Raw genomic sequence first — 25,092 nt, 5'->3', positions numbered from 1 at the left:
CCCAACCGCGCAGCGCCCCTCATCCCCAACATCGTGGAGACTGAACCATGCCCGTCCTGACGGATCCGCCCAGCATGGGCGATGTCCTCAAATACGAGGTCAACCCGAACTACACCCGCGAGACCGTGACGCTCTTGATGGGCATGCCCTATCCGGTCGGATCGGTGCTCGGCAAAATCACCGTGAACGGCAAATACAAGCTCGCGACGGCGAGCGGCTCGGACGGGGCGCAGGTCGCGACCGCCGTGCTGCTTTATGCCGTCGATGCGACGCTCGCCGATGCCGTTGGGGTCGTCCTCACCCGCGGCCCGGCCATCGTCTCGCGTGCGGGCCTTGCCTATGACGCCAGCGTCGATGACGCGACGAAGATCACCACGAAGCTCACCCAGCTCGCCGCCGTCGGCATCATCGCCCGCGACGGCGTCTGATCCCCCTCACCACCGGAGCAAACCCATGACCCTCGTGCGCAATCCCTTCGACGCTGGCGGCTATTCGCTGGCCGAGATGACGCAGGCCATCAACATCCTGCCCAACCTCTACACCCGCCTCGGCCAGATCGGCCTCTTCCGCTTCGAAGGGGTCAGCCAGCGGGCGGTCATCATCGAGCAATACGAGGGCGTCCTGAGCCTTCTGCCTTCCGTCCCCCTTGGCGGCCCCGCCACCGTCGGCAACCGGGAAGGCCGCTCGATGCGCAGCTTCGCCCTGCCCTGGATCCCGCATGACGACGTGATCCTGCCCGCAGACATCCAGGGGCAACCTGCACTCGCTGCCTTCGATGCGGCAGATCCGCTCGTCGAAGTGATGAACCGCAAGCTCCTGCTGATGCGCCGCAAGCATGCCCAGACGCGGGAATACATGGAGATGAACGCGCTGCGCGGCATCGTGAAGGACGGCGCGGGCACCACCCTCTACAACTACTTCACCGAATTTGGCCTGGCACAAATCTCGGTCGACTTCGTGCTGGGCACCGCAGGCACGAACGTGCAGGCCAAGGTCCGCGAGGTGCTGCGCGCCATCGAGGACAACCTTCTGGGCGAGGCGATGACCTCGGTCCATGCCCTCGTCAGCCGCGAATTCTTCGACAAGCTGATCGCGCATCCGAAGACCGAAGATGCCTACAAGTTCTACGCCGCCACCGGCGCCCAGCCGCTGCGCGAGAATGTGCGGCGCAACTTCCCCTTCGGGGGCATCCTCTTCGAGGAATATTCCGGCACCGTGACCCTCTCGACCAAGGTCCCCGAACGGCTGGTTCCGGCAAATGAGGGCATCGCCTTCCCCTTGGGCACGATGGACACCTTCACCACCTATGGCGGCCCCGCGAACCTGCTCGAGACCGCCAACACCATCGGCCTGCCGCTCTACGCCCGCCAGCATCTCGACGAAAAGGGCCGCTGGATCGACGTGATGACCGAAGCCTCGATCCTGCCGGTGAACAAGCGCCCGCGCCTCGCCGTCCGGATCCACAGCTCGAACTGAGGTCCCCATGCCCAGCCTGACCCGGCAGTTCACCCTCTCCCCCGACACCTACACCGCGATTGCCACGGGCGTCGCGCAGTGCCGGATCGCGCCGATCGGGGTGGGCGCCTTCCGGCTGCACGTGGGCTCCGCGCTCCCCGCCCCCGGCACGCCCGACCATGTCGCAGCCCGGATCGAGCCCCTGTGCCTGACCGGGCTTGGCCGGAGCGACATCGTCTATGCCCGCGCCGAGACCGAGCCGGTGGTGATTGCCGTTCTGACCGGCAGCGGCGGCGCCCTGGAACTTGCGGGCTATGACGCGCTCGACGACATGCTCAAGGTGAAGTCGGTGCAAAAGAAGATGCGCGACAGCTTCACCCGGCCGCTCGCCGATCTGTGGCAGGTCACGGCGGCCGATGGCGCCAGCTCCACCATCGCGGGCGGGACGCTGACCATCGCCTCGGGCACCACGGCGGGCGCGGTCGTCGAACTTCTGTTGAAGGACAGCTTCACCATCCCGTTTCGCGCCATGGCCGGGGTGGTGAACACGCGTCATGCGAACAACCACCAGATCCTTGAAGCCGTCTCGGTCGATGCGCTCCGCGGCCTTCCCGATGGCAAGCACTGCTTTGGCATCGATATCGGCGGCGCGGCCAGCACCACCGCCACGCTGATGCGATACTTCAGCCAGAACGGGGGCCTGACGCCGCTTGAAAGTGCCACGGTGACGATCCTCACCACCGCGAGCGCCAGCATTCTGGAGATCGAGCCCTTCTCGGACGAGGCCTATGTCCATTCCCGTGCGCTCGATGCGACTTCGGGGCGGGCCAATTCCTATGTCCGCCACCAGCAGATCCCCGACCCTTCGGCGCTTTACAAGCTGCGGCTGCGCAGCCTGAACCATGCCGCCTGGAAGGCGGTGACCGGGGCGGTTGCGGGCACGGGCGGGGTGATCCGGCTTACCGTCACCGCGCACGGGTTTTCCACCGGCAACCTCGTCTGGGTCGAATATCTGAACGGGGTGACGAATGCCGGGGCGGAGCCGCGCGGCAACTTCACCGTGACGGTGATCGACGCGAACCAGATCGACTTGCAGGGCACGGTCTTCGGTGGATCCTACGTCGCAGGCTCGGGACGGGTTGCGCTCGCCGCTGCGCCGACCGCGGTCAGCCTGCAGATGTCCTTCATCAACTGCCAGGACTATGCCGAGCTTACCGCGGAAATCACCGCCGGGCGCGGCCAGATCGTCGAGGGACAGGCGATTGCCGCGCGCACGGTCGCGGGCTCGGTGGTGACGGCAACGGCGGTCGGCCCCGTCGCCCATGACGGCGCGCGCGGCTCGACGGCCCCGGTGATCGTCGCCGCCCGCGCGGTGACGGCGGCCTATGCGAGCGTCGCCAGCGGCGATGTGGCCGATCTGATCACCACGGTGCAGGGCGTGCAGGTGGTGCGCCCCTGGCAGATCTCCGAACTGGAATGGAGCTCTGCCGCCGCGGCGGGCGGGATCACCAACACCAGTGATGTGGTTCTGGGCGCAGCGGCCGGGGGCGGGCTGCGGCGGTTCGTGACCGCGCTGCAACTGAAGAACGCGGGGACGGTGGCAACGGAAGTCGTGCTGAAGGATGGCTCCACGGTGATCTGGCGCGGGCATCTTGCCGCTTCGATGACGCTTTCGGAAAGCCATCAGTTCGCCGATCCGTTGCGCACGACGGCCAACACGGCGTTGAACGTCGCCTGCATCACCACCGGCGCGCAGGTCTATGTGAATGCGCAGGGCTTCATCGCGCCGTGACTGTCTTTGCCGCGGCCGTGGATCGGCTCTTCGCGCATCCCTCCCTTGCGACGCCCGCGCTCTGGATCACGGCCGCCACCGCGGAGGAGCGCCAGATCAGGGTCATCGCCCGTGCGCCCGACCGGATCACCGACTTCGGCGCGGGGCGGTTTGTCAGCGACACGACCGTGGTGGACGTGCGGGTGGCCGACCTCCCCGCGCCGCGCCCGGGCGATCTGATCGTGATCGGCGCCGATCGGTTCGTGATCCAGGGCGAGCCGCTGCGCGACCGCGAGCGGCTGATCTGGAAGCTGGACCTGCGGCCGGAGGGGGCCCGATGAAGCTGAAACTCGAGCTCCGCCCCGACCTGGTCGCGCTGATGCAGGAGGAAATCCGCGCGGGCGAAAAGACGGTGAGCGCGGCGATGCATGCGGCAGGCACGGGCCTGAAATCCGCCTGGCGTGGGCAGATCGTGCAAGCGGGCCTCGGCACAAGGCTTGGCAATTCGATCCGGCTTGCGACCTATCCCAAGGGCAGCGCGAGCCTGAACGCGGCGGCACTCGTCTGGTCGAACGCCCCGGTGATCGTCGGAGCGCATGACACGGGGCCGCTGATCCGCTCGAAAGACGGCTTCTGGCTCGCGATCCCCACCCCGGCCGCAGGCAAATCCACCCGCGGCGGCCGCATCACCCCCGGCGAATGGGAGCGCCGCACCGGACTGCGGCTGCGCTTCATCTATCGCCGTAGCGGACCGAGCCTTCTGGTGGCCGAGGGGCGGTTGAACAGCAAGGGCCGCGCGGTGGCATCCCGCTCGAAAACCGGCCGTGGGCTTGCGACGATGCCGGTGTTCCTCCTCGTGCCGCAAGTCAAGCTCCGCAAGCGACTTGACCTCGCGCGGGAGGCGGAGCGGGCGATTGATGGGGTGGAGGAGCGGATCGTGGCGGGGGGGGGGTAAACTCCTCAAAGGGGATATCTGCTACAAGCAGCTTAGCCGCCATTGGTTAAGTCACTTGTGTCATCGGTATCAGTCACCGCTTCGGCGGTCAGGTGCCGCACCTGCTTGATCATTGGGCCTGCACCTCGAAGATGAGGCATGCGCCAGACAATCTGGCCCGATCTGCTGCGCATTGCATGCCCCCTAACCCAATGAGTTCTCCTGGGAATGCCTTGACGTACCCCATCCTTGTTATCCTCTTTCATCGCTTCCACTTGGCCACGACCTGCTTTGCCAAGCGTAATCTTTGAAATCAGGGTATCTGGGAGCGATTTGCCGGATCGTTCAGCTTGACGCCTCGTTTGCCTTGGGTAGAGCGACACCTCTTCCACTTTCAGCATGCCATCGTGGCGCAGAAGAGTGGCTATCGCGACCGCCAAAGCGAGGAACGTCTTGTTCCAAGTAATCTCGTCCTCAATCATGGCGTCAGGTACGGGTAAGCCGACGGCGTCAAAGAGTTCACGGGTCGGGGTGTAAATTATCTCTGCCTTTAGCCCCCTTGAAACTATTGCGCAGTTACTCGGGCCCACATCGTTTTTGCGCAAAATGAAACGCTGTGTGAAAATTGCGTCATCAATCTGAATAACCACACCAGTAAGCACCTGATCTGGCTCACTATCAGCGATCTCGATCATCATCGTCGAAAAGGGAAGCATGACCTGAGAGTAAAGCTCTTCGAGCCCATCACGCTTCATCTCGGAGATAAGCTTGGTCAGCATCCAGTAGGCAGCCGGGTCGATCCGGAAGTACTGCGCATCTTCCAAGTTGACGAGCTGACGATGTCGATAATCCAGCAGGCGATCCATGAGACCGGCGGGGAGATCAGCCGGGCTAACACCACGCATCTGAAGGACTTGACGAGGGTAATCCTCAAAGAACCGTTTTAGTTCATCAATCATCGTTGAACTCCACATTTTGAGCCTAGGAGACCCGAAGCACTCCAGTCCGTCAACATGCTGAGGCATGAGCACCATAACGTTTATCGGGTTCGACCGGAGCCTTCGCTGAACATCTGACATTCTTGGAGTGGCAAATGCCCACCACCCGCGAACTTGTCCTCGCCGCGCTGCACGCGCGGCTGCAGCAGCTTGCCGCCCTCACCTTGCGTGACGAGGTCCTGCCCGAACGGATCCCTGCAGCCGGGCTGATCATCCTGCGCGACGGACAGCCGGGTGAACCTGAGGTGACGCTCTCGCCGCTGCGCTATCACTACCAGCACCGCGCCGAGCTGGAGGTCGTCGTTCAGGCGGGCCCCGGCCGGGCGAGCGCGTTTGACGATCTGATCGCCGCCATTGGCGCGGCGCTCGCCGCAGACCGGACGCTCGGTGGCCTGTGCGACTGGGTCGAACCGGAGGCTCCGAGCCCGGTCGATCTGCCTGTCGAGGGCGCCGCGGCGCTGAAGGCGGCGGTGATCACGGTCGTTCTGCAGTACACCACCGCCGATCCGCTCGGCTAAACCCCAGACATCAAGGAGAGAATGATGGCACGAGCCCAAGGGGCGCGGGCGCAGATGGCGCTTGCGTTCGAATCCGTCTATGGCCCCGCCCCCGCCACGGGCTTTCGCACGGTGCCTTTTGCCAGCACTTCGCTGGGCTCCGAACAGCCGCTGATTGCCTCGGAGCTTCTGGGCCAAGGGCGTGACCCGACGGCGCCGATCAAGGATGCGCTCACCGCCGATGGCGATGTCGTGGTGCCGATCGACGTCGAGAACTTCGGTCTTTGGCTGAAGGGCACCTTCGGGGCGCCGACGACCACCGGCACCACGCCCAAGACCCACACGTTTCAGTCGGGGAACTGGACCCTGCCCTCGATGGCGATTGAAGTGGCGATGCCCGAGGTGCCGCGCTACGCGATGTACACCGGCTGCATGGTCGATCAGCTGAGCTGGCAGATGAGCCGATCGGGGCTGCTCACCGCAACCGTGCGGCTGATCGCGCAGGGCGAGGCCATCGACACGGTCACCGCCGCGGGCACACCGACCACGCTCGCGCTGCAACGGTTTGGTCATTTCAACGGCGCGGTCAAACGCAACGGGGTGGCGCTTGGCAATGTCGTCTCGGCCGAGGTCACCTATGCCAACGGCCTCGACCGGATCGAGACGATCCGCAACGACGGCAAGATCGAGGGCGCCGATCCCGGCATGGCGGCGCTGACCGGCAAGATCGAGGTGCGCTTTGCCGATAGCACGCTGGTGACCCAAGCCATCGACGGCACGCCCTGCGAGCTTGAATTCGCCTGGAGCCTTGGCGCCAACGCGAGCTTCACCTTCACCGCCCATGCCGTTTATCTGCCGCGGCCCCGCATCGAAATCCCTGGCCCGCAGGGCATTCAGGCGAGCTTCGAGTGGCGGGCGGCAAAGGCCACCAGCCCCGCGCGCATGTGCACCGCCGTCCTCGTCAACACCGTCACCAGCTATTGAAGCGCATCGAGCGGTGGAGGCGGATAGAATTTGGCGATATTCCTCCAGCTGAGTCCCGATCCAGAGGAGCTGCCAATGACACCTGCCGAAATCATGGCCACATTCGAGCGCCAGGGGCCTTTGCCGCGCGCGGCGATCGAGGCGGCGCGGCAAGAGCGCGAGGCCATGGTGCCGGTGTTTCTCGACTACATCGACCGGCTGCAGCAGGCGCGCACGCGCGACCTCGACGGCATGGACGCGTTCATCTTTGTCTTCTTCCTGCTCGCTGAATGGCGCGAGCCCCGCGCCTATCGGCCCTTGGCGCGGCTCTTGCGGCGCGAGCCGGATTTTCTGGAGGCGCTCCTCGGGGATTCGATCACCGAAGCCTCGGCGCGTGTCATGGCCGGGGTCTTCGATGGCGATCTGCAACCGATCTTCGAGATCCTCCTCGACGATGCGAGTGACATCTACGTCCGCGGCGAGATGTTCGACACGCTGGTGATCCTGGCGCTTGAGAACCCGGGCCTGCGGCCGCAGATCGAAGCGTTTCTGACGGAGTTCTTCGATCTGACCGCGACGGTGACGGGCGAGGAGATCTGGTGGCCCTGGGCGGAATGCATCGCGGCACTTGGGCTGGCCAAGATGGAAACCGCGGTGCGCGCGGTCTTCGACAGCGGGCTGATCACGTCCGATTATGCCCGCTACGAGGATTTCACCGAGTTTCTCGGCAAAACGATGTCCACCGGGCATCCGGGCTGGTTCACCCAGATGCCCAGCAACCAGCTGATCACCGATACCATCGCCGAACTGTCGTCGTGGTACTGCTTCTCGCCCGAATTTCTGGCGCGGCAGGCAGATCAGGGGCTGAAGGTGGTGTCGTCGCTGATCCCACGGGGCGACGATCCCTTCGAGGGCGTCGTCACCGGCAAGACCGGCCGCAATGATCCCTGCCCCTGCGGCAGCGGCAAGAAGTTCAAGAAATGCTGCCTGCAATGAGCTGAGCCGCGGCAGCATCCAGTCCCTGCCCTTTGAGCGACGTGCCCCGGCACGTCGCTTTTCTTTTGGAGAAAGGCCGTCCCATGATCCGTCTGAACCTCTCGAACCAGCCCGAATGGCTGGACCTTGCCCCGGGCCTTCGCCTGAAGCTTGCGCCTCTGACCACCGCGCTGATGGTGGCCGCGCGCGCCGATCCGGGCCTTGCCGCGCTGCCCGAGGGTGCCACACAGGAGGAACTGGCGCTTGCCATGGCCAAGGCTCTCGCGCGTCTGGCCATTCTCGACTGGGAGGGCGTCGGCGACGAGACAGGCGCCACGATGGTGGTGACGCCCGAGGGCATCAACGCCCTTCTCGACATCTGGCCGGTGTTCGAGTCCTTTCAGACCCGTTACGTCGCGCGCGGCCTGATGCTGGACGCAGAAAAAAACGCCTCCGCGCCCTCGCCGACTGGTCCTTCGGCGGGGGCGAAGGCTATTGCGCGGCCTGCCAAGGCCCCTGCCCCGACTGTCCCGCAAGACTGAACCGGCCGCAGACGGTCGAGGGCACACAGGTCTGGGATCTGGTGCAACGCCTTGGCGGGCAGCTGCGGCTTGTTCCCGGCGCGGTGATCGGCTGGGACATGAGCGCAGCACTCGCCCTCGCCGAGGCGCTGGGCGTGAACAGGCTCATCGCCGCCGAAACACTGCCCGAGATCGAGGCGGTGATGGTGCGCAGACTCAACGAACAGATGGAAACCTATCAAGATGGCTGAAAAACGCGTTTCCGTCCGCCTTGTGGCGGAGGGCGGACGGCAGGTGCGCGCAGAACTGGAAGGAATCGGCGAGGCGGGGGTGCGTGGCTTCGGGCGGCTTTCCTCCGAGATGGAGCTGGCGAACACGCGGCTGGCGGGCTTCGCACGCAAGGCCGGGGTGGCGCTCGCGGCAGTGACGGCCGCGGCCGCGGCTGCGGGCGTGGCAATGGTGCGCTCGGGGCTGGAGACGATCGGCGCGCAGGCGGATATGGCCGCGTCGCTCAAGACCACGGTCGAGAGCCTGCAGGTTCTGACCTGGGCGGGCGAGCTGGCCGGGGTCTCGATGGGTGAGATCGAACAAGCGACGAAGAAGCTGACGACGCGGCTTTCTGAGGCGGCGGCGGGATCGGGCACGGCGGTCGGCGCGCTGGCGCGGCTGCATCTGACGGCGGCCGCGTTGCAGGCGCTGCCGCTCGATCAGCGCATCATCGCGATTCAGGATGCGCTCAACCGCTTCGTGCCCGAGGCCGAGCGCGCGGCGGTGGCCTCGGACCTTTTCGGCGACCGGGCGGCGATTGCCTTTCTGCGGGTCGACAGCGCGACGCTGCGCGATGCGGCAAAGGATGTCCGCGATTTCGGGGTGGCTGTGAGTGCCGCCGATGCGGCGCAGATCGAGCGTACGGGCGATGCGCTGGATCGGTTGAGCCTGATCTGGCTTGGCCTGACGAACCGGCTGACCGCCGCCGTCGCACCGGCGCTGGAAACTGTGGCGAACGCGCTCGCCGATGCCGCGCGCGCCAGCGGCCCGCTCGGACGCGCCATCGACCTCGTCTTCGACAACCTCGGGCGGCTCGCCACCTATTCCGCGACCTTCGCCGCCTTCATGGGCGCGCGCTGGATCGCGGGCCTTGCCGCGGCGGCACTTTCCGTGCGCGGCCTTGCCACCGCGCTCGTCGTCCTGCGCGGCGCGCTCATTCGCACCGGCATCGGGGCGCTGATCGTCGGCGTGGGCGAGCTCGTCTATCAGTTCTCCGAATTCGCGGCCCGGGTCGGCGGCGTGGGCGAGGCGTTCCGGCTGCTTACCGATCTGGCGCGCGAGGTCTGGTCGCGCATTGGCCTCGCGCTCGATGCGGCGCTGGCGCGGATGGCGGCGGGCTGGCAGGGGCTGAAGGCCGATGCTCTTTCGGCTCTTGAAGGCACCATCACAGGCGTCGTGGGCTTCGGCGACCGCACGGCAGCGGTGTTTCAAGGCGCCTATGACGCGGCGGTGGCGATCTGGGGCAAGCTGCCGGGAGCGATCGGTGATTTTGCGTTTCAGGCGGCGAACGGGCTGATCTCGGGCGTCGAGGCGATGCTGAACGGCGTGGTCACCCGCATCAACCGCTTCATCACCGCGCTGAACGCCGCCCTGGACCTTCTGCCCGACTGGGCGGTGGGCGAAGGCGGGGTGAAGATCGGCACGCTCGATTCGGTAGAATTGGGGCGCATCGGCAATCCGTTCGAAGGCGCGGCATCCGCTGCGGGCACGGCGGCCGCCGATGCCTTCTCGGCGGCGCTCGGGCGGAGTTACATTGAACCGCCCGATCTCGGCCTCGGCGCCATGGCCGACGACGCCCGCTCCCGCGCCGCGGCCTATCGCGAAGCCTCGGGCATGCTTTCTGACGCGGCCGGGCACCCGCTTGCCTCCTGGCAGGCGCTGAAGGATGCGGTGACGCGCACCGGCACCGATGCGGAAACGGCTCTGACCGGCGCGACCGGTGCCGCTGACGGGCTAGGTGCGGAACTCGACGAGACCGCCGAGGCAGCGCGGGGCGCGGGCGCTGCCGCGGCCGAAGGGGCGGACCGCGCGGTGCCGCTCTGGCGTGCCGCCAGTGATGCGCTTGCCGATTATGCCGCCAAGGCGCGCGACATCGGCGGCGATATCGGCACTGCGCTCGTCGGCGCCTTCTCCTCGGCCGAGGAGGCCGTGGGCAGCTTCGTGAAGACCGGCAAGCTCGACTTCCGCGATCTGGTGACCTCGATGATCGCCGATCTCGCCAAACTCGCGGCGCGGCGCTTTGTTCTGGGCCCCCTCGCCAATGTGCTCGCCGGTGCGCTGGGCGGCGCGGGCGGGATCTTCGCCAACATCCTGCACGCGGGCGGCACGGTCGGTGCCGCGGGCCCGGGCCGGATGGTTCCGGCGCTGGCCTTCGCGGGCGCGCCCCGTATGCACAGTGGCGGCTGGGCCGGTCTGCTTCCCGACGAAGTGCCCGCGATCTTGCAGCGCGGCGAACGCGTGCTCTCGAAGCGCGAGGCGGAGACGACCGGCAGCACCGCCGCACCAACCGTCAACGTCACGATCATGGCGCGCGACGCGGAGAGCTTCCGGCAGTCCCGCACCCAAGTCGCCGCCGATATCGCCCGCGCCGTCTCGCTCGGGCGCCGTGGGATGTGAGGATCAACCATGGCCTTTCACGAGATCCGGTTTCCGGACAACATCAGCCGCGGGGCGCGGGGCGGCCCGGAGCGGCGCACCCAGATCGTCGAGCTGGCCTCAGGCGCCGAGGAGCGCAACGCGAGCTGGGCCAACTCGCGCCGCCGCTATGACGTCGCCTATGGCATCCGCCGCGCCGACGATCTGGCGGCGGTCGTGGCCTTCTTCGAAGCGCGGAGCGGCCGTCTTTATGGCTTCCGCTTCAAGGACTGGGCCGATTTCAAATCCTGCCTGCCCTCGCAACTCCCAGGCCCAACCGATCAGCTGATCGGCACCGGCGATGGCAGCACGACGCAGTTTCAGCTGACGAAACGCTACAGCTCCGGCGCGCAGAGCTGGACGCGAGGAATCACCAAGCCAGTCGCCGGGACCGTCACCATCGCCTTGAACGGGGTGCCGCAAGCCTCCGGCTGGTCGGTCTCACCCGCGACCGGCCTTGTCACCTTCGCCACCGCGCCCGCCGCAGGCGTCGCCCTCACAGCGGGCTTCGACTTCGACGTTCCCGTCCGTTTCGACACCGACACGCTCGACATCACCCTCGATCTCGAACGGCTCGGCTCGATCCCCTCCATCCCCCTCACGGAGATCCGGCCATGAATGACGACACGAGCTTTGTCGGCGCGGCGCTGCGCGATCTGCTCACCTCGACGGCGGTGATCCTCGCCGCCTGGGGCGCGCTCGGCGGCGCCACGAACGCGCTGACCACGCGCATGCGCCTGCGCGACGCGCTGCGCCACATCCTGCTGGGCGGGCTGATCGCAGCCGGAATGGGGAGCCTCTCGATGGCGCTCGTCGCGCGCTGGCTCGACCTGCCGCCCGAGGCGATCCCGGCCGGGGGAGCGGCGGGCTCGGCCGCCTATCTCGTCGGCGTCTTCGGCCCGGCCTTCATCGAGGTCGCCCTTGCCCGGCTGCGCGCCCGGAAGGGAGACGACGCCGATGCATGAGCTATTGCGCCGCGCCCGCATTCTTCGCTGCGATGCCGCCGATCCGGGCCAGGCCTTCCGCCATCGCCTGCGCATCGGCGTGATCGTCGCGGTGCTGATCTTCCTCGTCTCCACATTCGGGTGATCCCATGCACATGACAAACCGGGGGCTTCTGGCCCTCGCTCGGCACGAGGGTATCGTGCCCGGGCCCTATCTCGATGTCCGCAAGATCTGGACGTTCGGCATCGGCCACACCGCGGCGGCGGGCCCGCCCGATCCGGCGCAGATGCCGCGCGGCCTGCCTGCGGATGTCTCCGCCGCGATCCGAGACGCCTTCCGCCTCTTTCGCGCTGACATCGCGAGCTACGAGGCGGCCGTGCTGCGCGCGGTGCAGGTGCCGCTTGCCCCGCACGAGTTCGATGCGCTGGTCAGCTTCCATTACAACACTGGCGGCATCGCCAAGGCGGCCCTCACCCGCCACCTGAACGCGGGCAATCGCGACGCCGCGGCCGAGGCGTTCATGGGCTGGCTGCGTCCCGCCACCATCCGGCCCCGGCGCGAGGCCGAGCGCGATCTCTTCCGCGACGGCCGCTATCCCACCGGGCCGCTCACCGTCTGGTCGGTCGACCGCAACGGAAAGGTGGATTTCGCCCGCCCGCTGCGGCGGCTGAGCGAGGCGGACGCCCTCGCGCTGCTTTCCCCCCTCTGACCCAAGGAGACCTCCGATGCGTTACCTTCGCCCCAAATCCCTGACCTGGTGGGCCGGGTGCCTCGCCCTTGCCACCGGCACCGGCGCCCTCTTCCTGCCCGATCAGGGGCAACTCGCCGCGCTGGCCCACCTCGTCGCGCTGCTCTCGGGCTCGGGCGATGCCGCGCCGATGACGCTGATCAGCCTCGGTCTCGGCCTCATCGGCCTGCGCGACCGGATCGAGCGCGGCTTTGCCGGGCAGGACAAATGAAGTCCCTCCCGCCAGACCTTCAATCCCACCTCGACGAAGGCACCACGACGCTTGCATGGTGCTGGCGTATCACCCGCGCCGATGGCGTGAGTTTCGGCTTCACCGACCACGACCGCAGTCTCAGCTTCGATGGGACCGCGTTCGAGCCCGAAAGCGGGCTGACGGCGTCCGAGGTCCGATCTGGCTCCGATCTCTCGGTCGATGCGCAGGACGCTCAAGGGGTGCTGACCTCCGACCGGATCACCGAGACCGATATTCTCGATGGCCGCTGGGACAATGGCATGGTCGAGGTCTGGCGGGTGAACTGGGCGGCCCCGGCGCAGCGCGTGCTTTTGCGCCGGGGCGCCATCGGCCAGATCCGGCGCGGGCGGCTGGCTTTTGTCGCTGAGGTTCGGAGCCTTGCCCATGTCCTCGGCCAAACGGTCGGGCGCACCTTCCAGGCAACCTGCGACGCGGCGCTGGGCGATAGACGCTGCGGCATCCATGCCGAAACGCCGATCTACACCGGCACCGGCACGGTGGCGGCATTACAGCGTGATCGCGCCTTCACGACCGAGGGGCTGCAAGCCTATGCCGCGGGCTGGTTCTCCTATGGACGGATCCAATGGACCAGCGGCGCCAATGCCGGGCGGCAGGCCGAGGTACTATCGCACACGCTTGTCGAGGGCGTGGCAATCCTGACTCTGCTGGAGGCTCCGGTGCGGGCCATCAGCGAGGGTGACGCCTTCACGATCCGCGCGGGCTGCGACAAGAGCCTCGCAACCTGCCGGGCGAAGTTCGCAAATGTCGCCAACTTCCGGGGTTTTCCGCACATCCCCGGCCAGGATGCCGTGCTCCGTTACGCAACCAAGGACGGCGGCCACGAGGGAGCGGTGCTGTGACCGCGCCCATCCCGCCCGCCGATCCGGTCCGCGTCATTGCCGTCGCGCGCTCTTGGCTTGGCACGCCCTACCACGACCAAGCGAGCCTCAAGGGCGTGGGCTGCGATTGCCTCGGCCTTGCGCGCGGCGTCTGGCGCGAGGTGGTCGGGCCGGAACCCTTCCCGATCCCGCCCTACAGCCGGGATTGGGGCGAGATGGGCCCGCGCGAGGTTCTGGCCGAGGGCGCTCGCCGCATAATGCCCGAGATTGCCCCGGATGATGCCCTGCCTGGCGCGCTTATCCTCTTCCGCATGAGGCCCCGCGCCATCGCCAAGCATGTCGGCATCCTCACCGGCCCCGACACCTTCCTGCACGCCTATGAACGCCTCGGCGTGATCGAGGAACCGCTGACACCGACATGGCGGCGGCGCATCGCTTTCGCCTTCCTGTTCCCTGCACGCTGAGAATCCCAATGGCCACCCTTGTCCTCGGCGCCGTCGGCTCCGCCATTGGCGGGGCTTTCGGCGGCACGATCCTTGGCCTTTCCGGCGCCGTCATCGGCGGCTTTGTCGGCTCGACCGTGGGGTCTGTCGTCGACAGCTGGATCGTCTCCTCGCTCGCGCCTGCGCAACGGATCGAGGGTCAGCGGCTCGACACGCTGCGCATCACCTCCTCCACCGAAGGCGCGGTGATCCCCCGCCATTACGGGCGGATGCGGATCGGCGGCAACATCCTCTGGTCCACTGATTTCCGTGAAGAGACGAAGACCACGACGCAAGGCGGCGGCAAGGGCGGGGGCGGCGGGAAGGTCAAGACCACCGAATATCTCTACTATGCGTCCTTTGCCGTCGCTCTTTGCGAGGGGCCGATCACCGGCATCGGCCGCATCTGGGCTGATGGCAAGCCGCTCGACATGACCGGCATCACGTGGCGCTGGTATCCGGGCGACGAAGTGCAGACCGCCGATCCCTTCATTGCGGCGAAGATGGGCGCGGCCAACACGCCTGCCTATCGCGGCACGGCCTATGTCGTCTTCGAGGATCTGGCGCTGGCCACCTTCGGCAACCGCCTGCCGCAACTCAGCTTCGAGGTGTTCCGCCCGCTGGCCGATCCCGACACCGCCGAGGGGCTGACTCGTGCCGTCACTCTTATCCCGGCCTCGGGCGAGTTCACCTATGCGACCGAGGCGATCCGCAAGGGCGAGACCGGGGCGCAAGTGGCCGAGAACCTGAACGCGGTTTCCGACACCGCCGACATGGTGGTGGCGCTCGACCGGCTGCAGGCTCTGGCGCCGGCGGTCGAAAGCATCAGCCTCGTCGTCGCCTGGTTTGGCAATGACCTGCGCGCTGGAAACTGCGCGATCAAGCCCGGCGTCGAGGTGGCGGCCAAGACGACCAGCCCCAAGGTCTGGACGGTCAATGGCGTGACGCGGACGAATGCGCATCTCGTGAGCCGCGACGCCGAGGATCGGCCGGTCTATGGCGGCACGCCTGCGGATTTCGCGGTGGTTGAGGCAATCCGCGAGATGAAGGCGCGCGGGCTGCGCGTCACCTTCTATCCCTTCCTGCTGATGGATGTGCCGCCTGGCAACACACTGCCCGATCCCTATTCCGACAACGCCGCGACGCTCGGTCAGCCGAGTTTCCCCTGGCGCGGCCGGATTACCTGCTCCCCGGCCGCAGGTTCCGCGGGAACCGTGGACAAGACCGCGGCGGCGGCCACGCAGGTCTCAAGCTTCTTCGGCACGGCCAACCCGGCACAGTTCGCGGTGTCGGGCGAGACCATCACCTTCACCGGCTCGCCCGGTGATTGGGGCCTGCGCCGGATGGTGCTGCATTACGCGCATCTCTGCGCCGCCGCGGGCGGGGTCGATGCCTTCCTGATCGGCTCGGAGATGCGCGGCCTCACGTCGATCCGCTCAGGCGCCAGCGCCTATCCGGCCGTCTCGGCCTTCAAGACCCTCGCGGCCGACGTCCGCACAATCCTCGGGCCGGGCACGAAGATCGGCTATGCTGCCGACTGGTCGGAGTATTTCGGCCACCATCCGCAGGACGGCACGGGGGATGTCTATTTCCACCTCGACCCGCTCTGGTCGGATGCGAACATCGATTTCGTGGGCATCGACAATTACATGCCGCTGTCGGACTGGCGCGACGGGTTCGAGCATCTGGACGCGATCGAAGGCTGGCCCGCGATCTATGACCGCGGCTATCTGCAAGCGAACATCGCCGGTGGCGAGGGCTTCGATTGGTTCTATGCCAGCGCCGCCGACTGGTCGGCGCAACTACGGACGCCCATCACCGATGGCGCTGCGGGCAAGCCGTGGGTCTTCCGCACCAAGGATCTGCGCGCCTGGTGGTCGAACGCGCATCTCAACCGCCCGAGCGGGATCGAGAGCGGCCCGCCCACGGCATGGGTGCCGCAATCGAAGCCGATCTGGTTCACCGAACTCGGCTGTCCCGCCATCGACCGCGGCACGAACCAGCCCAATGTCTTCTTCGACCCGAAGTCGTCCGAGAGCGCCACGCCGCATTTTTCCCGCGGCTGGCGCGATGACGCGCTCCAGCGCGCCTATCTGGAAGCGAGCTATCTCTGGTGGGGAACTCCGGCCAATAACCCGACCTCGCCCGTCTATGGCGGCCGCATGGTGCATGTTCCCGAATGCGCCGCCTGGACCTGGGACGCGCGGCCCTATCCGTTCTTCCCCGAACTGACCGGCGTCTGGACGGACGGCGCGAACTGGCGGCTCGGCCACTGGCTCACCGGACGGCTCGGCGCTGTCTCGCTCGCCGCGCTTGTGCGCAACCTCTGCCTGCGCGCCGGGCTCGCGGAAAGCCTCATTGATGTCTCCGGCCTCTGGGGCGCGGTCGAGGGCTATGTGATCGGGGCGCTGGAAAGCCCTCGTGCATCGATTTCCACGCTGGCCCGGCATTTCGGCTTCGACGCCATCGAGACCGAAGGCGTGATCCGGTTTGTGATGCGTGGCCGCGCCTCGGTCGTCACGCTGGCTATCGACGATCTGGTTGCCAACCGCGAGGGCGAGGCCTTCGAGTTGACACGCGGCCAGGAGACCGAACTGCCGCAGGCGCTGAAGTGGCAGGTCGCCCGCGCAGACGAGGATTACGACGCGGCGCAGGTGGAGGCGCGGCGCATCACCGTTGACACGACCCGCATCGCGTTCGAGTCCTTCCCGATGGCGATCCCGCCCGAGGAGGCCGAACGCCGGTGCCGCCGCGCGCTGATGGAGGCCTGGATCGGCCGGGAAAGCGCCACCTTCCGCCTGCCGCCGTCAAAGCTGGCCCTTGATCCGGCCGATGTGATCCGCCTTGCACATGACGGCCGCGAGATGGAATTCCGCCTCACCTCCATCGCCGATGCCGAAGCGCGCGGCGTCGAGGCGGTGCGCCAGGACCGCGCTGCTTATGACCTGCCGCCCGGCGATCCCCGGCCCGCGAATGTTGCGAGCCCCGTCGTCTTCGGCACGCCCGAGGTGGTGATGCTGGATCTGCCGCAGATCAGCGAGGAGGTTGCGGCGCATCGCCCCTGGATCGCGGCCTATGCCAGCCCATGGCCGGGCGAGATCGCGGTGTTCCGTAGCGCCTCGACAGACGGGTTCAACCTCCTGACGACCTTCGGCAGTCGGGCGCGGATCGGCACGCTGGCCTTCGATTTCTTTCCGGGGCCGACCTCGCGCTTCGATCTGGGCAACGCGCTGGTGGTCGATCTGCTTTCGGGAACGCTGGAGAGTGTCACCGACGTCGCCCTCTTCGGCGGCGCAAACGCGCTGGCGATCGAGGCCGCGGTGGGCGTCTGGGAGATCGTCCAGGCGGGGGCTGCAGAGCTTATCGCCCCTGGCCGCTATCGCCTGACCCGCCTCCTCCGCGGCCAGCGCGGCACGGAACATGCCATCGGCAATCCCACCCCTGCCGGGGCGCGAGTGGTGGTACTGGACACCACACTGGCCTCGCAGCCCATTGCCGAGGCTGACCTTGGCTTGCCTTGGAACTGGCGTGTGGGACCAGCCGCGCGCGCCGTCAACGACGACAGCTTCGCCGCGCTGGGCTTCACCCCGACCGGGCGGGGCCTCCTGCCCTTCGCGCCGGTGCATGTCGAGCAGCCGTGGCGAACCGCCCGCAGCCCGGGCGATCTGACGATCCGCTGGACGCGGCGGTCCCGTGCGCTGGTCGCCGATGCCTGGGAACAGGTCGAGGTGCCGCTGGCCGAAGACCTGGAAAGCTACGATGTGCAGATCCTCGACGGGACGACCGTCAAGCGCACGCTGACCAGCACCACGACCTCCGCCCTCTATACCGCCGCGCAGCAGATCACCGACTGGGGCGCGCTGCTCGGGCCCGGCCAGACACTGGCGCTCCGCATCTTCCAGCTTTCGAACCGCCTCGGGCGCGGCACACCCGCCGCGGTCACGCTGCAATTCTGATCCCACCCCACGGGAATCCCCATGTCAGACACCACGACCCATCTGGGCCTGCCCTACCTTCTGGCGGCGCAGGCGCAAAAGCATGTCACCCACAACGAGGCCCTCCGGCTGCTCGATGCCATGGTGCAACTCTCGGTCCTCGACCGCACGCGGACTGCGCCCCCGGCCAGCCCGGCCGACGGAAACCGGCACCTCGTGGCCCCCGGCGCGACCGGCCTTTGGGCCGGGTGGGATTTGAATGTGGCCTTCTGGGTGGACGGCGCATGGATCCGCCTCTTGCCGCGCCCCGGCTGGCTCACTTGGGTCGCGGCCGAAAGCCTGTTCCTCGCCTGGAGCGGCAGCGCCTGGGAGGTCGTGGGCGAGCCGAGCAATGTGTCGGATGCCATCTTCAGCCTCGTCAACGATGCCGATCCGACGAAGAAGGCGACCTTCTCGCTGTCGGGGATCAGCACCGGGACGACGCGCAGCTTCACACTGCCGAACACCTCGTCGGAACTCGCGATCCTGGCGGGTACCCAGACCTTCACCGGCAACAAGACCTTCTCGGGCACGCTTACAGCGTCCGGGACCGTGACGGTGTCGGCCGCCAGCGCCTCGATCGGCACGGCAACAGGCACCGCCACCTATGGGTTGGGCACCGGGGCGACGACAACGGGCGTCACCAAGACCGTGAACCTCGGGACCGGAGGTGCATCTGGATCGACCACGGTCGTCAACATTGGCTCGGCCACGGCTGGCGCGGGCGGCACGACCGTCATCAACACGCCCACCGTCACCTTCGCCAACGCCGTGACGCAGGTGGGCATGCCCCAGGCAAACCTTACCGCGCAACAGCTCGGACTCGGCGGAGCGACGGCGGACACCTATAACCGGCTCTCGGTCAACACGCCCGCAGTGCTTCTGAACAACGCAGGCGCCGGGATCGAGGCGACGGTCAACAAGGCCGCGGCCGCGAACGACGCGGCCTTTGCCTTCAAGACCGGGTTTTCGGCGCGGGCGCTGATCGGGTTGCTCGGCAACGACGACTTCGGCATCAAGGTCAGCCCGGACGGCGCGGCCTTCTTCGACGCGATCCGCATCGACCGCACCAGCGGCCAGGTGGAACTGCCGCAGCCCACGGTCCTGCCGGGACTGACCATTGCCCCGCCCCCGCCGCCCGCTGGCAAAGCGTCGGTCTACGCCCGTAACCGCGCAGGCGCCCCATGGATCGACGTCATGCGCCCCTCGGGCCGCGACTTCCCCCTCCAGCCACACTTCGGGGTCAACCGGATCGCCAACTGGTCGCCCTCGACCAGCACCACGATCACCGCCGAGGGGCTGCCGCTCACCTCGGTCGGCACCGTCTCGCATCCCACACTGGCCTCGACCAACCTCGCCGCTTCGATGCGGCGCTGGCGTCTGACCTCGGCCGCAGTGGCAGACTCGGTCGCCGACCAGCGCTCCGCAGGCTGGGCCTGCTGGCGCGGCAACGCGGCGGGCCTGGGCGGTTGGACCTTCGTCACGCGGATTTCGCTCACGACCCTGCAGGCGACCGGCATGGGGTTCTTCGGCCTCTACGGATCAACGGCCGCTCTCGCAACCACCCTGACGCTCGCCACTGCTATCACCTGCATCGGCATCGGTTTCCAGCGCGGGACACACACGCGCTGGCAGATGGTGACGAATGATGCCTCGGGGGCACCGACGCTCACCGACATGGGGGCGAGCTTCGCCATCGCCACCGGCGGCGTGCTCACCCTCTTCATCGCAGCGCCGCCGAATGGCAGCTCTGTCTGGGTGCGCGTCGTCGACGAGGTGTCAGGCGCGGTGTTCGAACAGGAGATCACCGCCGACTTGCCCGCGAACACGCAATTCCTCTCGCCGCGGCTCTTCCTGAACACCGGCGTCACGGCCGCCGCCGTCGCCTATGACTGTGCCGGGGTCTATCTGGAAACCGATTACTGAGGCCCGTCTTGCAGGTCCGACCGGCGCCCCCTGCCCTCGAGGCCAAGCAAAAGTCACTGCACCAGAACCGGCCGCAACATCTGATCGGTGTCGAGTTTCAGCGCGGCGCGCCAGAGGGGCGTCTTGAAGACCTCGCGCGTGGTGGCGCCGTACTGCGCCTCACGCGGTTGCATCAGAAGGCCCGCCCATTCAAGCGGACGCAGCACGCACGAGGAGAAGGCGGCCATGTCGCGCCAACCGGGCGTGTCCCAATCCTGCTCCTCGCCGTAAAAGGCGGCAAAGAGCTTGCGCTCGGTGGTGCCAAGGTTCGCCTCGACATTGATGACATTCATCCAGACGTCCCATGTGCCGAAGGGGCACTCGTCGAAACGCGCGTAGGAGGCATGGTCGATCTCGAAGAGATAGTGAGGGATCAGCGCGGCGAAGAGCTGCCCCGGAGCCTGCGCCAACTCTGCCCCGCGCTTGGTGACCTTGAATTCGCCTTTGTAATGCCGACCAAGGCGCAGGCCGGTCAGCAGGGCGTGCAGCACTTCGAGCGGCGGGAATTCGTATTCGTTGATCACCTTGTTGTAGCGGAACATCTCCTCGGCGCTTTTTCCGGGCCAGTTGAAGGCCTCGACCGCCCAATGCACAAAGACCCGCTTGAAGGCATTCGATTTCGTCAGACCGATGGCGCCGTGCTCTTGCGCGTACCGCAAGGTGAGCAGCGCCGCGCGCAGCAAGGGGAAATGCGCGAGGTCGGGATGGTCATCAGGCAGCGGACGGAATGCGATCATGCGGCGATGCTGCCACAGGCGATGGGCCAAGGCCAGATGCGAGACCGCGCCGGGCGCGAGGAAGCTGTCTGCGGCTGCGTGCAACTCAACCTCGCGCTGCGCGCGACGCGAAGCCAATCTTGCCTGCGCATTCATTCTTGCGTATCTTGAAGACAACAGACGGAGGTCCCCATGTCCCAGACCACGACGATGACGGTCCGCATCAGCGGCGCGCTGAGCGAGTTCGTGGCATCGAACGTGGGCGAGAACGGGTCCTACGAGAACATCAGCGAATACGTCCGCGACCTGATCCGGCGCGACAAGGAACGGGTGGAGCGTGAGGCATTTGATCGCCTGAAGGCAGAGCTGACGCGCGCCTTCGCTGCGCCGGAGGAAAGCTATCGCCCGGTGACGGCGGCCGAGGTGATCGCCCGGAACCAGGGCTGACAGCGTGGCCGTCCGCGTCCAGGAGGCTGCATCGCTGCGGCTTGACGAGATCTACCGCTACACGCGCGACCGCTGGGGCGCGGAACAGGCGGATCGCTACATCACCGAGCTCTTCGCGGCGTTCGACAAGATCGACAGCCATGGCGTCGCGTCGCACCCCATCCCGGCCGAGTTCGGGATCGAAGGCTTCTACTTCCGGCACGGGCATCATTTCGTGTACTGGCGGCGGCTGTCGAACGGGGACGTCGGCATCGTGACGATCCTGCACGAGCGGATGCACCAGATGGACCGGTTTCGGGAGGATCTTCCGAAGTGACAGATGGCTCCGGCGGCGTTTGTCCGCCCCGCCGATGGGGGGCTCGTAAAACGTTGACCAGGTGTTGACAAGAATTTGGAACGACGAAAGCCGAGCGTTATGCTCGGCTTTGAAGTCTTTGATATCTTTTTAGAAAGTCTGGTTGCGGGGGCAGGATTTGAACCTGCGGCCTTCAGGTTATGAGCCTGACGAGCTACCGGGCTGCTCCACCCCGCGTCGGTTTTGATTTGATCGTTTTGAGGGATATTCGTTTCTTTTCAGGTCTGGCGGCGACCTACTCTCCCACGTCTTGAGACGCAGTACCATTGGCGCGACGGCACTTAACTGCCGAGTTCGGGATGGGATCGGGTGTTTTGCTCGTGCTATGGCCACCAGACCGGAGAAGAAACGACAACATCAGGCTTTTGCTTGTTCCGGGTCTATTGCTTTCTGATCTGGGGTAGAGCTTTGGCTTATTGAGCCTTGCTGTTACCGGGTCAGATCAAGCCTATCGGGCAATTAGTACCAGTCAGCTGAACGCATTGCTGCGCTTACACCTCTGGCCTATCGACGTGGTGGTCTTCCACGGCCCTCAAGGGAGACCTTGTTTTGAAGGGGGCTTCCCGCTTAGATGCCTTCAGCGGTTATCCTGTCCGATCATAGCTACCCAGCACTGCCGTTGGCACGACAACTGGTCCACCAGTGGATCGTTCACCCCGGTCCTCTCGTACTAGGGGCAACTCTTCTCAAGTCTCCTACACCCACGGCAGATAGGGACCGAACTGTCTCACGACGTTCTAAACCCAGCTCACGTACCTCTTTAAATGGCGAACAGCCATACCCTTGGGACCTGCTCCAGCCCCAGGATGAGATGAGCCGACATCGAGGTGCCAAACGATGCCGTCGATATGGACTCTTGGGCATCATCAGCCTGTTATCCCCAGAGTACCTTTTATCCGTTGAGCGATGGCCCTTCCACTCGGGACCACCGGATCACTATGGCCGACTTTCGTCTCTGCTCGACTTGTCAGTCTTGCAGTCAGGCGGGCTTCTGCCATTGCACTCGACGACCGATTTCCGACCGGTCTGAGCCCACCATCGCGCGCCTCCGTTACTGTTGGGGAGGCGACCGCCCCAGTCAAACTACCCACCACGCAGGGTCCCGGACCCGGATAACGGGCCGCGGTTAGACATCAAGATGGCGAAGGGTGGTATCTCAAGGTTGGCTCCACGGGAACTGGCGTCCCCGCTTCGATGCCTACCACCTATCCTGCACATCACAATCCTGATGCCAGTGCGAAGCTATAGTAAAGGTTCATGGGGTCTTTCCGTCTAACCGCGGGAAGTGTGCATCTTGACACACAGTTCAATTTCGCTGAGTCCACATCAGAGACAGCGGGGAGATCGTTACGCCATTCGTGCAGGTCGGAACTTACCCGACAAGGAATTTCGCTACCTTAGGACCGTTATAGTTACGGCCGCCGTTTACTGGGGCTTCAATTCGGAGCTTGCACTCCTCCTTTTAACCTTCCAGCACCGGGCAGGCGTCAGACTGTATACGTCGCCTTGCGGCTTCGCACAGCCCTGTGTTTTAAGTAAACAGTCGCCACCCCCTGGTTTGTGCCCCCCGCCCATAGTTGCCTACAGACGGGGCCTCCTTCTCGCGAACTTACGGAGGCATTTTGCCGAGTTCCTTTGATGTGGTTCTCTCAAGCGCCTTGGTATTCTCTACCAGTCCACCTGTGTCGGTTTGGGGTACGGTCTGATGGAGGGCTATTTCCAGGGACCGCTCAGCAGCCCGGTCAATCCGATAAGACCGAACTACACCTGCGATCCGTCACATCCTCCTGGCCCAGGAATATTAACCTGGTTCCCATCGACTACGCCTTTCGGCCTCGCCTTAGGGGCCGGCTTACCCTGCTCAGATTAGCTTTAAGCAGGAACCCTTGGACTTTCGGCGACAGGGTCTCTCACCCTGTTTGTCGCTACTCATGTCAACATTCTCGCTTCCGATCTCTCCACCGGATGCCTTACGGCCCGGCTTCACAGAAAGCTCCTTGTCTCCGCATCCGAGGGATGAAGAGACATGGAGCTATATCACGGAACGCTCCGCTACCACGCACATTGCTGTGCATCCTGAGCTTCGGCTCGTGGCTTGAGCCCCGTTACATCTTCGCCGCAGGACAGCTTATCTAGACCAGTGAGCTGTTACGCTATCTTTAAAGGATGGCTGCTTCTAAGCCAACCTCCTGGTTGTTTTGGCCGTCCCACATGCTTTCCCACTTAGCCACGAATTGGGGGCCTTAGCTGCAGGTCAGGGTTGTTTCCCTCTTCACGACGGACGTTAGCACCCGCCGTGTGTCTCCCGGATAGTACTCTCGGGTATTCGGAGTTTGCTTAGACTCAGTAAGGCTGTGGGCCCCCATCATCCATGCAGTGCTCTACCCCCCGAGGTATTCGTCCGAGGCGCTACCTAAATAGCTTTCGCGGAGAACCAGCTATCTCCAGGTTTGATTGGCCTTTCACCCCTAGCCACAAGTCATCCAGACCCTTTTCAACGGGTGTTGGTTCGGACCTCCATCAGGTGTTACCCTGACTTCATCCTGCTCATGGCTAGATCACCTGGTTTCGGGTCTGATCCCACGAACTCGACGCCCTTTTAAGACTCGCTTTCGCTGCGCCTCCACCTACCGGCTTAAGCTTGCTCGTGAGACCAAGTCGTTGACCCATTATACAAAAGGTACGCCGTCAGGTCTCATGGACCCTCCGACTGCTTGTAGGCGTCCGGTTTCAGGTACTGTTTCACTCCCCTCGTCGGGGTGCTTTTCACCTTTCCCTCACGGTACTGGTTCGCTATCGGTCAGCAAGGAGTACTTAGCCTTCGGGGGTGGTCCCCCGATCTTCAGACAGGATTTCACGTGTCCCGCCCTACTTGATATGTCTCCTGGAGCTTCCTGTACGGGGCTGTCACCCGCTGTGGCTGGCCTTTCCAGGCCATTCCAGTCACTCTTCGGAGATCGGCTGGTCCGCGTTCGCTCGCCACTACTAGCGGAGTCTCTGTTGATTTCCTTTCCTCCGGGTACTTAGATGTTTCAGTTCCCCGGGTTCGCTTCAAAACCCCTATGTATTCAGGGTAATGATACCTGTCTCACCCCACTATTCATATCCGAAGGATAACAATAGCAGAATGTCAGGTGGGTTTCCCCATTCGGACATCCATGGATCGAAGCCCATTCCCGGCTCCCCATGGCTTAACGCAGGGTATCACGTCCTTCATCGCCTCTTGCTGCCTAGGCATCCACCAAACGCCCTTTTCGCGCTTGATCTGATCCGGAAAGAGCAAGGCTCTTTCCCATGTCAGAAGCATGTACATTCCCATGCGATGACCCGAAGGTCGTCGCGGTCAGTTGTACTAGACTTGGAACAATATCGCCTGCGGGGTCGAACCCCAGGTCTTCCCCTACTCGGGAGACCGGCGATACTGATGTTGTATCTCTCTGAACGATGTCAAAATCTCGTCCGGTTGGACGGCCAAACCCACCCAATGGGCTTGGCGATCGAACCGGATCTGGTGGAGCCTATCGGGATCGAACCGATGACCCCCTGCTTGCAAAGCAGGTGCTCTCCCAGCTGAGCTAAGGCCCCACATGCCG

The 25,092-nt window shown here is 65.5% G+C and carries 24 protein-coding genes, 2 tRNA genes and 2 rRNA genes; 22 read left to right on the top strand and 6 right to left on the bottom strand.

From position 1 onward, the window contains the following. Positions 1-47: 47 nt before the first annotated feature. From A9O63_RS11190 to A9O63_RS11170, 5 genes are read left to right on the top strand one after another with little or no spacing between them, the layout of a single operon-like run. Positions 48-428, top strand: coding sequence for a head decoration protein (locus A9O63_RS11190; protein ID WP_069332005.1), 381 nt, complete (start codon positions 48-50; stop codon positions 426-428). A gap of 25 nt (positions 429-453) precedes the next feature. Further along, a complete protein-coding gene (locus A9O63_RS11185; RefSeq protein ID WP_069332004.1) occupies positions 454-1,476 on the top strand; it encodes a major capsid protein in 1,023 nt (340 codons plus the stop codon). Positions 1,477-1,483: 7 nt separating this feature from the next. Continuing rightward, a complete protein-coding gene (locus A9O63_RS11180) occupies positions 1,484-3,247 on the top strand; it encodes a hypothetical protein (RefSeq protein WP_084295809.1) in 1,764 nt (587 codons plus the stop codon). Then, entirely contained in the window at positions 3,244-3,567 is a 324-nt protein-coding gene (locus A9O63_RS11175; protein WP_069332003.1) for a head-tail joining protein, read from the top strand. Before A9O63_RS11180 ends, A9O63_RS11175 begins: the two co-directional genes overlap by 4 nt. Continuing rightward, positions 3,564-4,181, top strand: coding sequence for a DUF6441 family protein (locus A9O63_RS11170; RefSeq protein ID WP_069332002.1), 618 nt, complete (start codon positions 3,564-3,566; stop codon positions 4,179-4,181). The genes A9O63_RS11175 and A9O63_RS11170 overlap by 4 nt, the downstream gene beginning before the upstream one ends. A 32-nt stretch (positions 4,182-4,213) precedes the next feature. Here A9O63_RS11170 and A9O63_RS11165 read toward each other — a convergent pair whose 3' ends face one another. Next, positions 4,214-5,119 carry a hypothetical protein gene (locus tag A9O63_RS11165; RefSeq protein ID WP_141703076.1) on the bottom strand — a complete coding sequence of 302 codons (906 nt, stop codon included), beginning with the start codon at positions 5,117-5,119 and terminating at the stop codon, positions 4,214-4,216. A 134-nt stretch (positions 5,120-5,253) separates the two neighbouring features. Here A9O63_RS11165 and A9O63_RS11160 point away from each other — a divergent pair, with 134 nt between their 5' ends. The 15 genes from A9O63_RS11160 to A9O63_RS11095 all read left to right on the top strand — a co-directional run bounded on the left by A9O63_RS11160 (position 5,254) and on the right by A9O63_RS11095 (position 19,942). Beyond that, positions 5,254-5,676, top strand: coding sequence for an acyl-CoA transferase (locus A9O63_RS11160; RefSeq protein WP_069332000.1), 423 nt, complete (start codon positions 5,254-5,256; stop codon positions 5,674-5,676). 24 nt (positions 5,677-5,700) lie between these two features. Then, complete coding sequence (locus A9O63_RS11155) at positions 5,701-6,639, top strand: phage tail tube protein (protein ID WP_069331999.1); 939 nt, start codon at positions 5,701-5,703, stop codon at positions 6,637-6,639. 75 nt (positions 6,640-6,714) lie between these two features. After that, positions 6,715-7,614, top strand: coding sequence for a DUF1186 domain-containing protein (locus tag A9O63_RS11150; protein WP_069331998.1), 900 nt, complete (start codon positions 6,715-6,717; stop codon positions 7,612-7,614). A gap of 83 nt (positions 7,615-7,697) precedes the next feature. Next, on the top strand, positions 7,698-8,135 hold the full coding sequence (locus A9O63_RS11145; RefSeq protein WP_069331997.1) for a hypothetical protein: 438 nt from the start codon (positions 7,698-7,700) through the stop codon (positions 8,133-8,135). A gap of 41 nt (positions 8,136-8,176) precedes the next feature. Next, positions 8,177-8,365, top strand: coding sequence for a DUF7697 family protein (locus tag A9O63_RS11140; RefSeq protein WP_069331996.1), 189 nt, complete (start codon positions 8,177-8,179; stop codon positions 8,363-8,365). Then, positions 8,358-10,778, top strand: coding sequence for a phage tail tape measure C-terminal domain-containing protein (locus tag A9O63_RS11135; protein ID WP_069331995.1), 2,421 nt, complete (start codon positions 8,358-8,360; stop codon positions 10,776-10,778). Before A9O63_RS11140 ends, A9O63_RS11135 begins: the two co-directional genes overlap by 8 nt. A 9-nt stretch (positions 10,779-10,787) precedes the next feature. Then, the gene (locus tag A9O63_RS11130; protein ID WP_069331994.1) at positions 10,788-11,414 is read left to right on the top strand and encodes a DUF2460 domain-containing protein; all 627 of its coding nucleotides are present in this window, start codon (positions 10,788-10,790) and stop codon (positions 11,412-11,414) included. After that, positions 11,411-11,761, top strand: a complete 351-nt coding sequence (locus A9O63_RS11125; protein WP_069331993.1) for a hypothetical protein — start codon at positions 11,411-11,413, stop codon at positions 11,759-11,761. The genes A9O63_RS11130 and A9O63_RS11125 overlap by 4 nt, the downstream gene beginning before the upstream one ends. Then, positions 11,754-11,885: a hypothetical protein gene (locus tag A9O63_RS23550; protein WP_268874928.1), complete on the top strand. Its 132-nt coding sequence runs from the start codon at positions 11,754-11,756 to the stop codon at positions 11,883-11,885. The genes A9O63_RS11125 and A9O63_RS23550 overlap by 8 nt, the downstream gene beginning before the upstream one ends. Before the next feature lie 4 nt (positions 11,886-11,889). Continuing rightward, positions 11,890-12,450 carry a lysozyme gene (locus A9O63_RS11120; protein ID WP_069331992.1) on the top strand — a complete coding sequence of 187 codons (561 nt, stop codon included), beginning with the start codon at positions 11,890-11,892 and terminating at the stop codon, positions 12,448-12,450. Positions 12,451-12,466: 16 nt separating this feature from the next. Beyond that, on the top strand, positions 12,467-12,700 hold the full coding sequence (locus tag A9O63_RS11115) for a hypothetical protein (RefSeq protein ID WP_069331991.1): 234 nt from the start codon (positions 12,467-12,469) through the stop codon (positions 12,698-12,700). After that, a complete protein-coding gene (locus A9O63_RS11110) occupies positions 12,697-13,581 on the top strand; it encodes a DUF2163 domain-containing protein (protein ID WP_069331990.1) in 885 nt (294 codons plus the stop codon). Before A9O63_RS11115 ends, A9O63_RS11110 begins: the two co-directional genes overlap by 4 nt. 8 nt (positions 13,582-13,589) lie before the next feature. Further along, positions 13,590-14,024, top strand: coding sequence for an NlpC/P60 family protein (locus tag A9O63_RS11105; RefSeq protein WP_069332039.1), 435 nt, complete (start codon positions 13,590-13,592; stop codon positions 14,022-14,024). Between the two features lie 8 nt (positions 14,025-14,032). Further along, positions 14,033-17,998 carry a baseplate multidomain protein megatron gene (locus A9O63_RS11100; protein ID WP_069331989.1) on the top strand — a complete coding sequence of 1,322 codons (3,966 nt, stop codon included), beginning with the start codon at positions 14,033-14,035 and terminating at the stop codon, positions 17,996-17,998. Between the two features lie 21 nt (positions 17,999-18,019). After that, the gene (locus A9O63_RS11095) at positions 18,020-19,942 is read left to right on the top strand and encodes a DUF2793 domain-containing protein (RefSeq protein ID WP_069331988.1); all 1,923 of its coding nucleotides are present in this window, start codon (positions 18,020-18,022) and stop codon (positions 19,940-19,942) included. 53 nt (positions 19,943-19,995) lie between these two features. On the opposite strand, the gene A9O63_RS11090 is transcribed toward A9O63_RS11095, so the two are convergent. Then, positions 19,996-20,718 carry a hypothetical protein gene (locus tag A9O63_RS11090; RefSeq protein WP_069332038.1) on the bottom strand — a complete coding sequence of 241 codons (723 nt, stop codon included), beginning with the start codon at positions 20,716-20,718 and terminating at the stop codon, positions 19,996-19,998. 171 nt (positions 20,719-20,889) lie between these two features. On the opposite strand from A9O63_RS11090, the gene A9O63_RS11085 reads away from it, so the two are divergent. Next, complete coding sequence (locus tag A9O63_RS11085; RefSeq protein ID WP_069331987.1) at positions 20,890-21,144, top strand: ribbon-helix-helix domain-containing protein; 255 nt, start codon at positions 20,890-20,892, stop codon at positions 21,142-21,144. A gap of 4 nt (positions 21,145-21,148) precedes the next feature. Continuing rightward, positions 21,149-21,460, top strand: coding sequence for a type II toxin-antitoxin system RelE/ParE family toxin (locus tag A9O63_RS11080; protein ID WP_069331986.1), 312 nt, complete (start codon positions 21,149-21,151; stop codon positions 21,458-21,460). A gap of 139 nt (positions 21,461-21,599) precedes the next feature. On the opposite strand, the gene A9O63_RS11075 is transcribed toward A9O63_RS11080, so the two are convergent. The 4 genes from A9O63_RS11075 to A9O63_RS11060 all read right to left on the bottom strand — a co-directional run bounded on the left by A9O63_RS11075 (position 21,600) and on the right by A9O63_RS11060 (position 25,084). Then, positions 21,600-21,676: transfer RNA gene (locus A9O63_RS11075), tRNA-Met, on the bottom strand. A 45-nt stretch (positions 21,677-21,721) separates the two neighbouring features. Next, positions 21,722-21,836: ribosomal RNA gene (rrf, locus tag A9O63_RS11070) — 5S ribosomal RNA — on the bottom strand. A 101-nt stretch (positions 21,837-21,937) separates the two neighbouring features. Further along, a 23S ribosomal RNA gene (locus A9O63_RS11065) occupies positions 21,938-24,765 on the bottom strand. A gap of 243 nt (positions 24,766-25,008) precedes the next feature. Further along, positions 25,009-25,084: transfer RNA gene (locus A9O63_RS11060), tRNA-Ala, on the bottom strand. Positions 25,085-25,092 lie beyond the last annotated feature (8 nt).

Source organism: Cereibacter johrii (assembly GCF_001720585.1).
Taxonomy (GTDB): domain Bacteria; phylum Pseudomonadota; class Alphaproteobacteria; order Rhodobacterales; family Rhodobacteraceae; genus Cereibacter_A; species Cereibacter_A johrii.
This window is presented reverse-complemented; position numbering and strand designations above follow the sequence as displayed.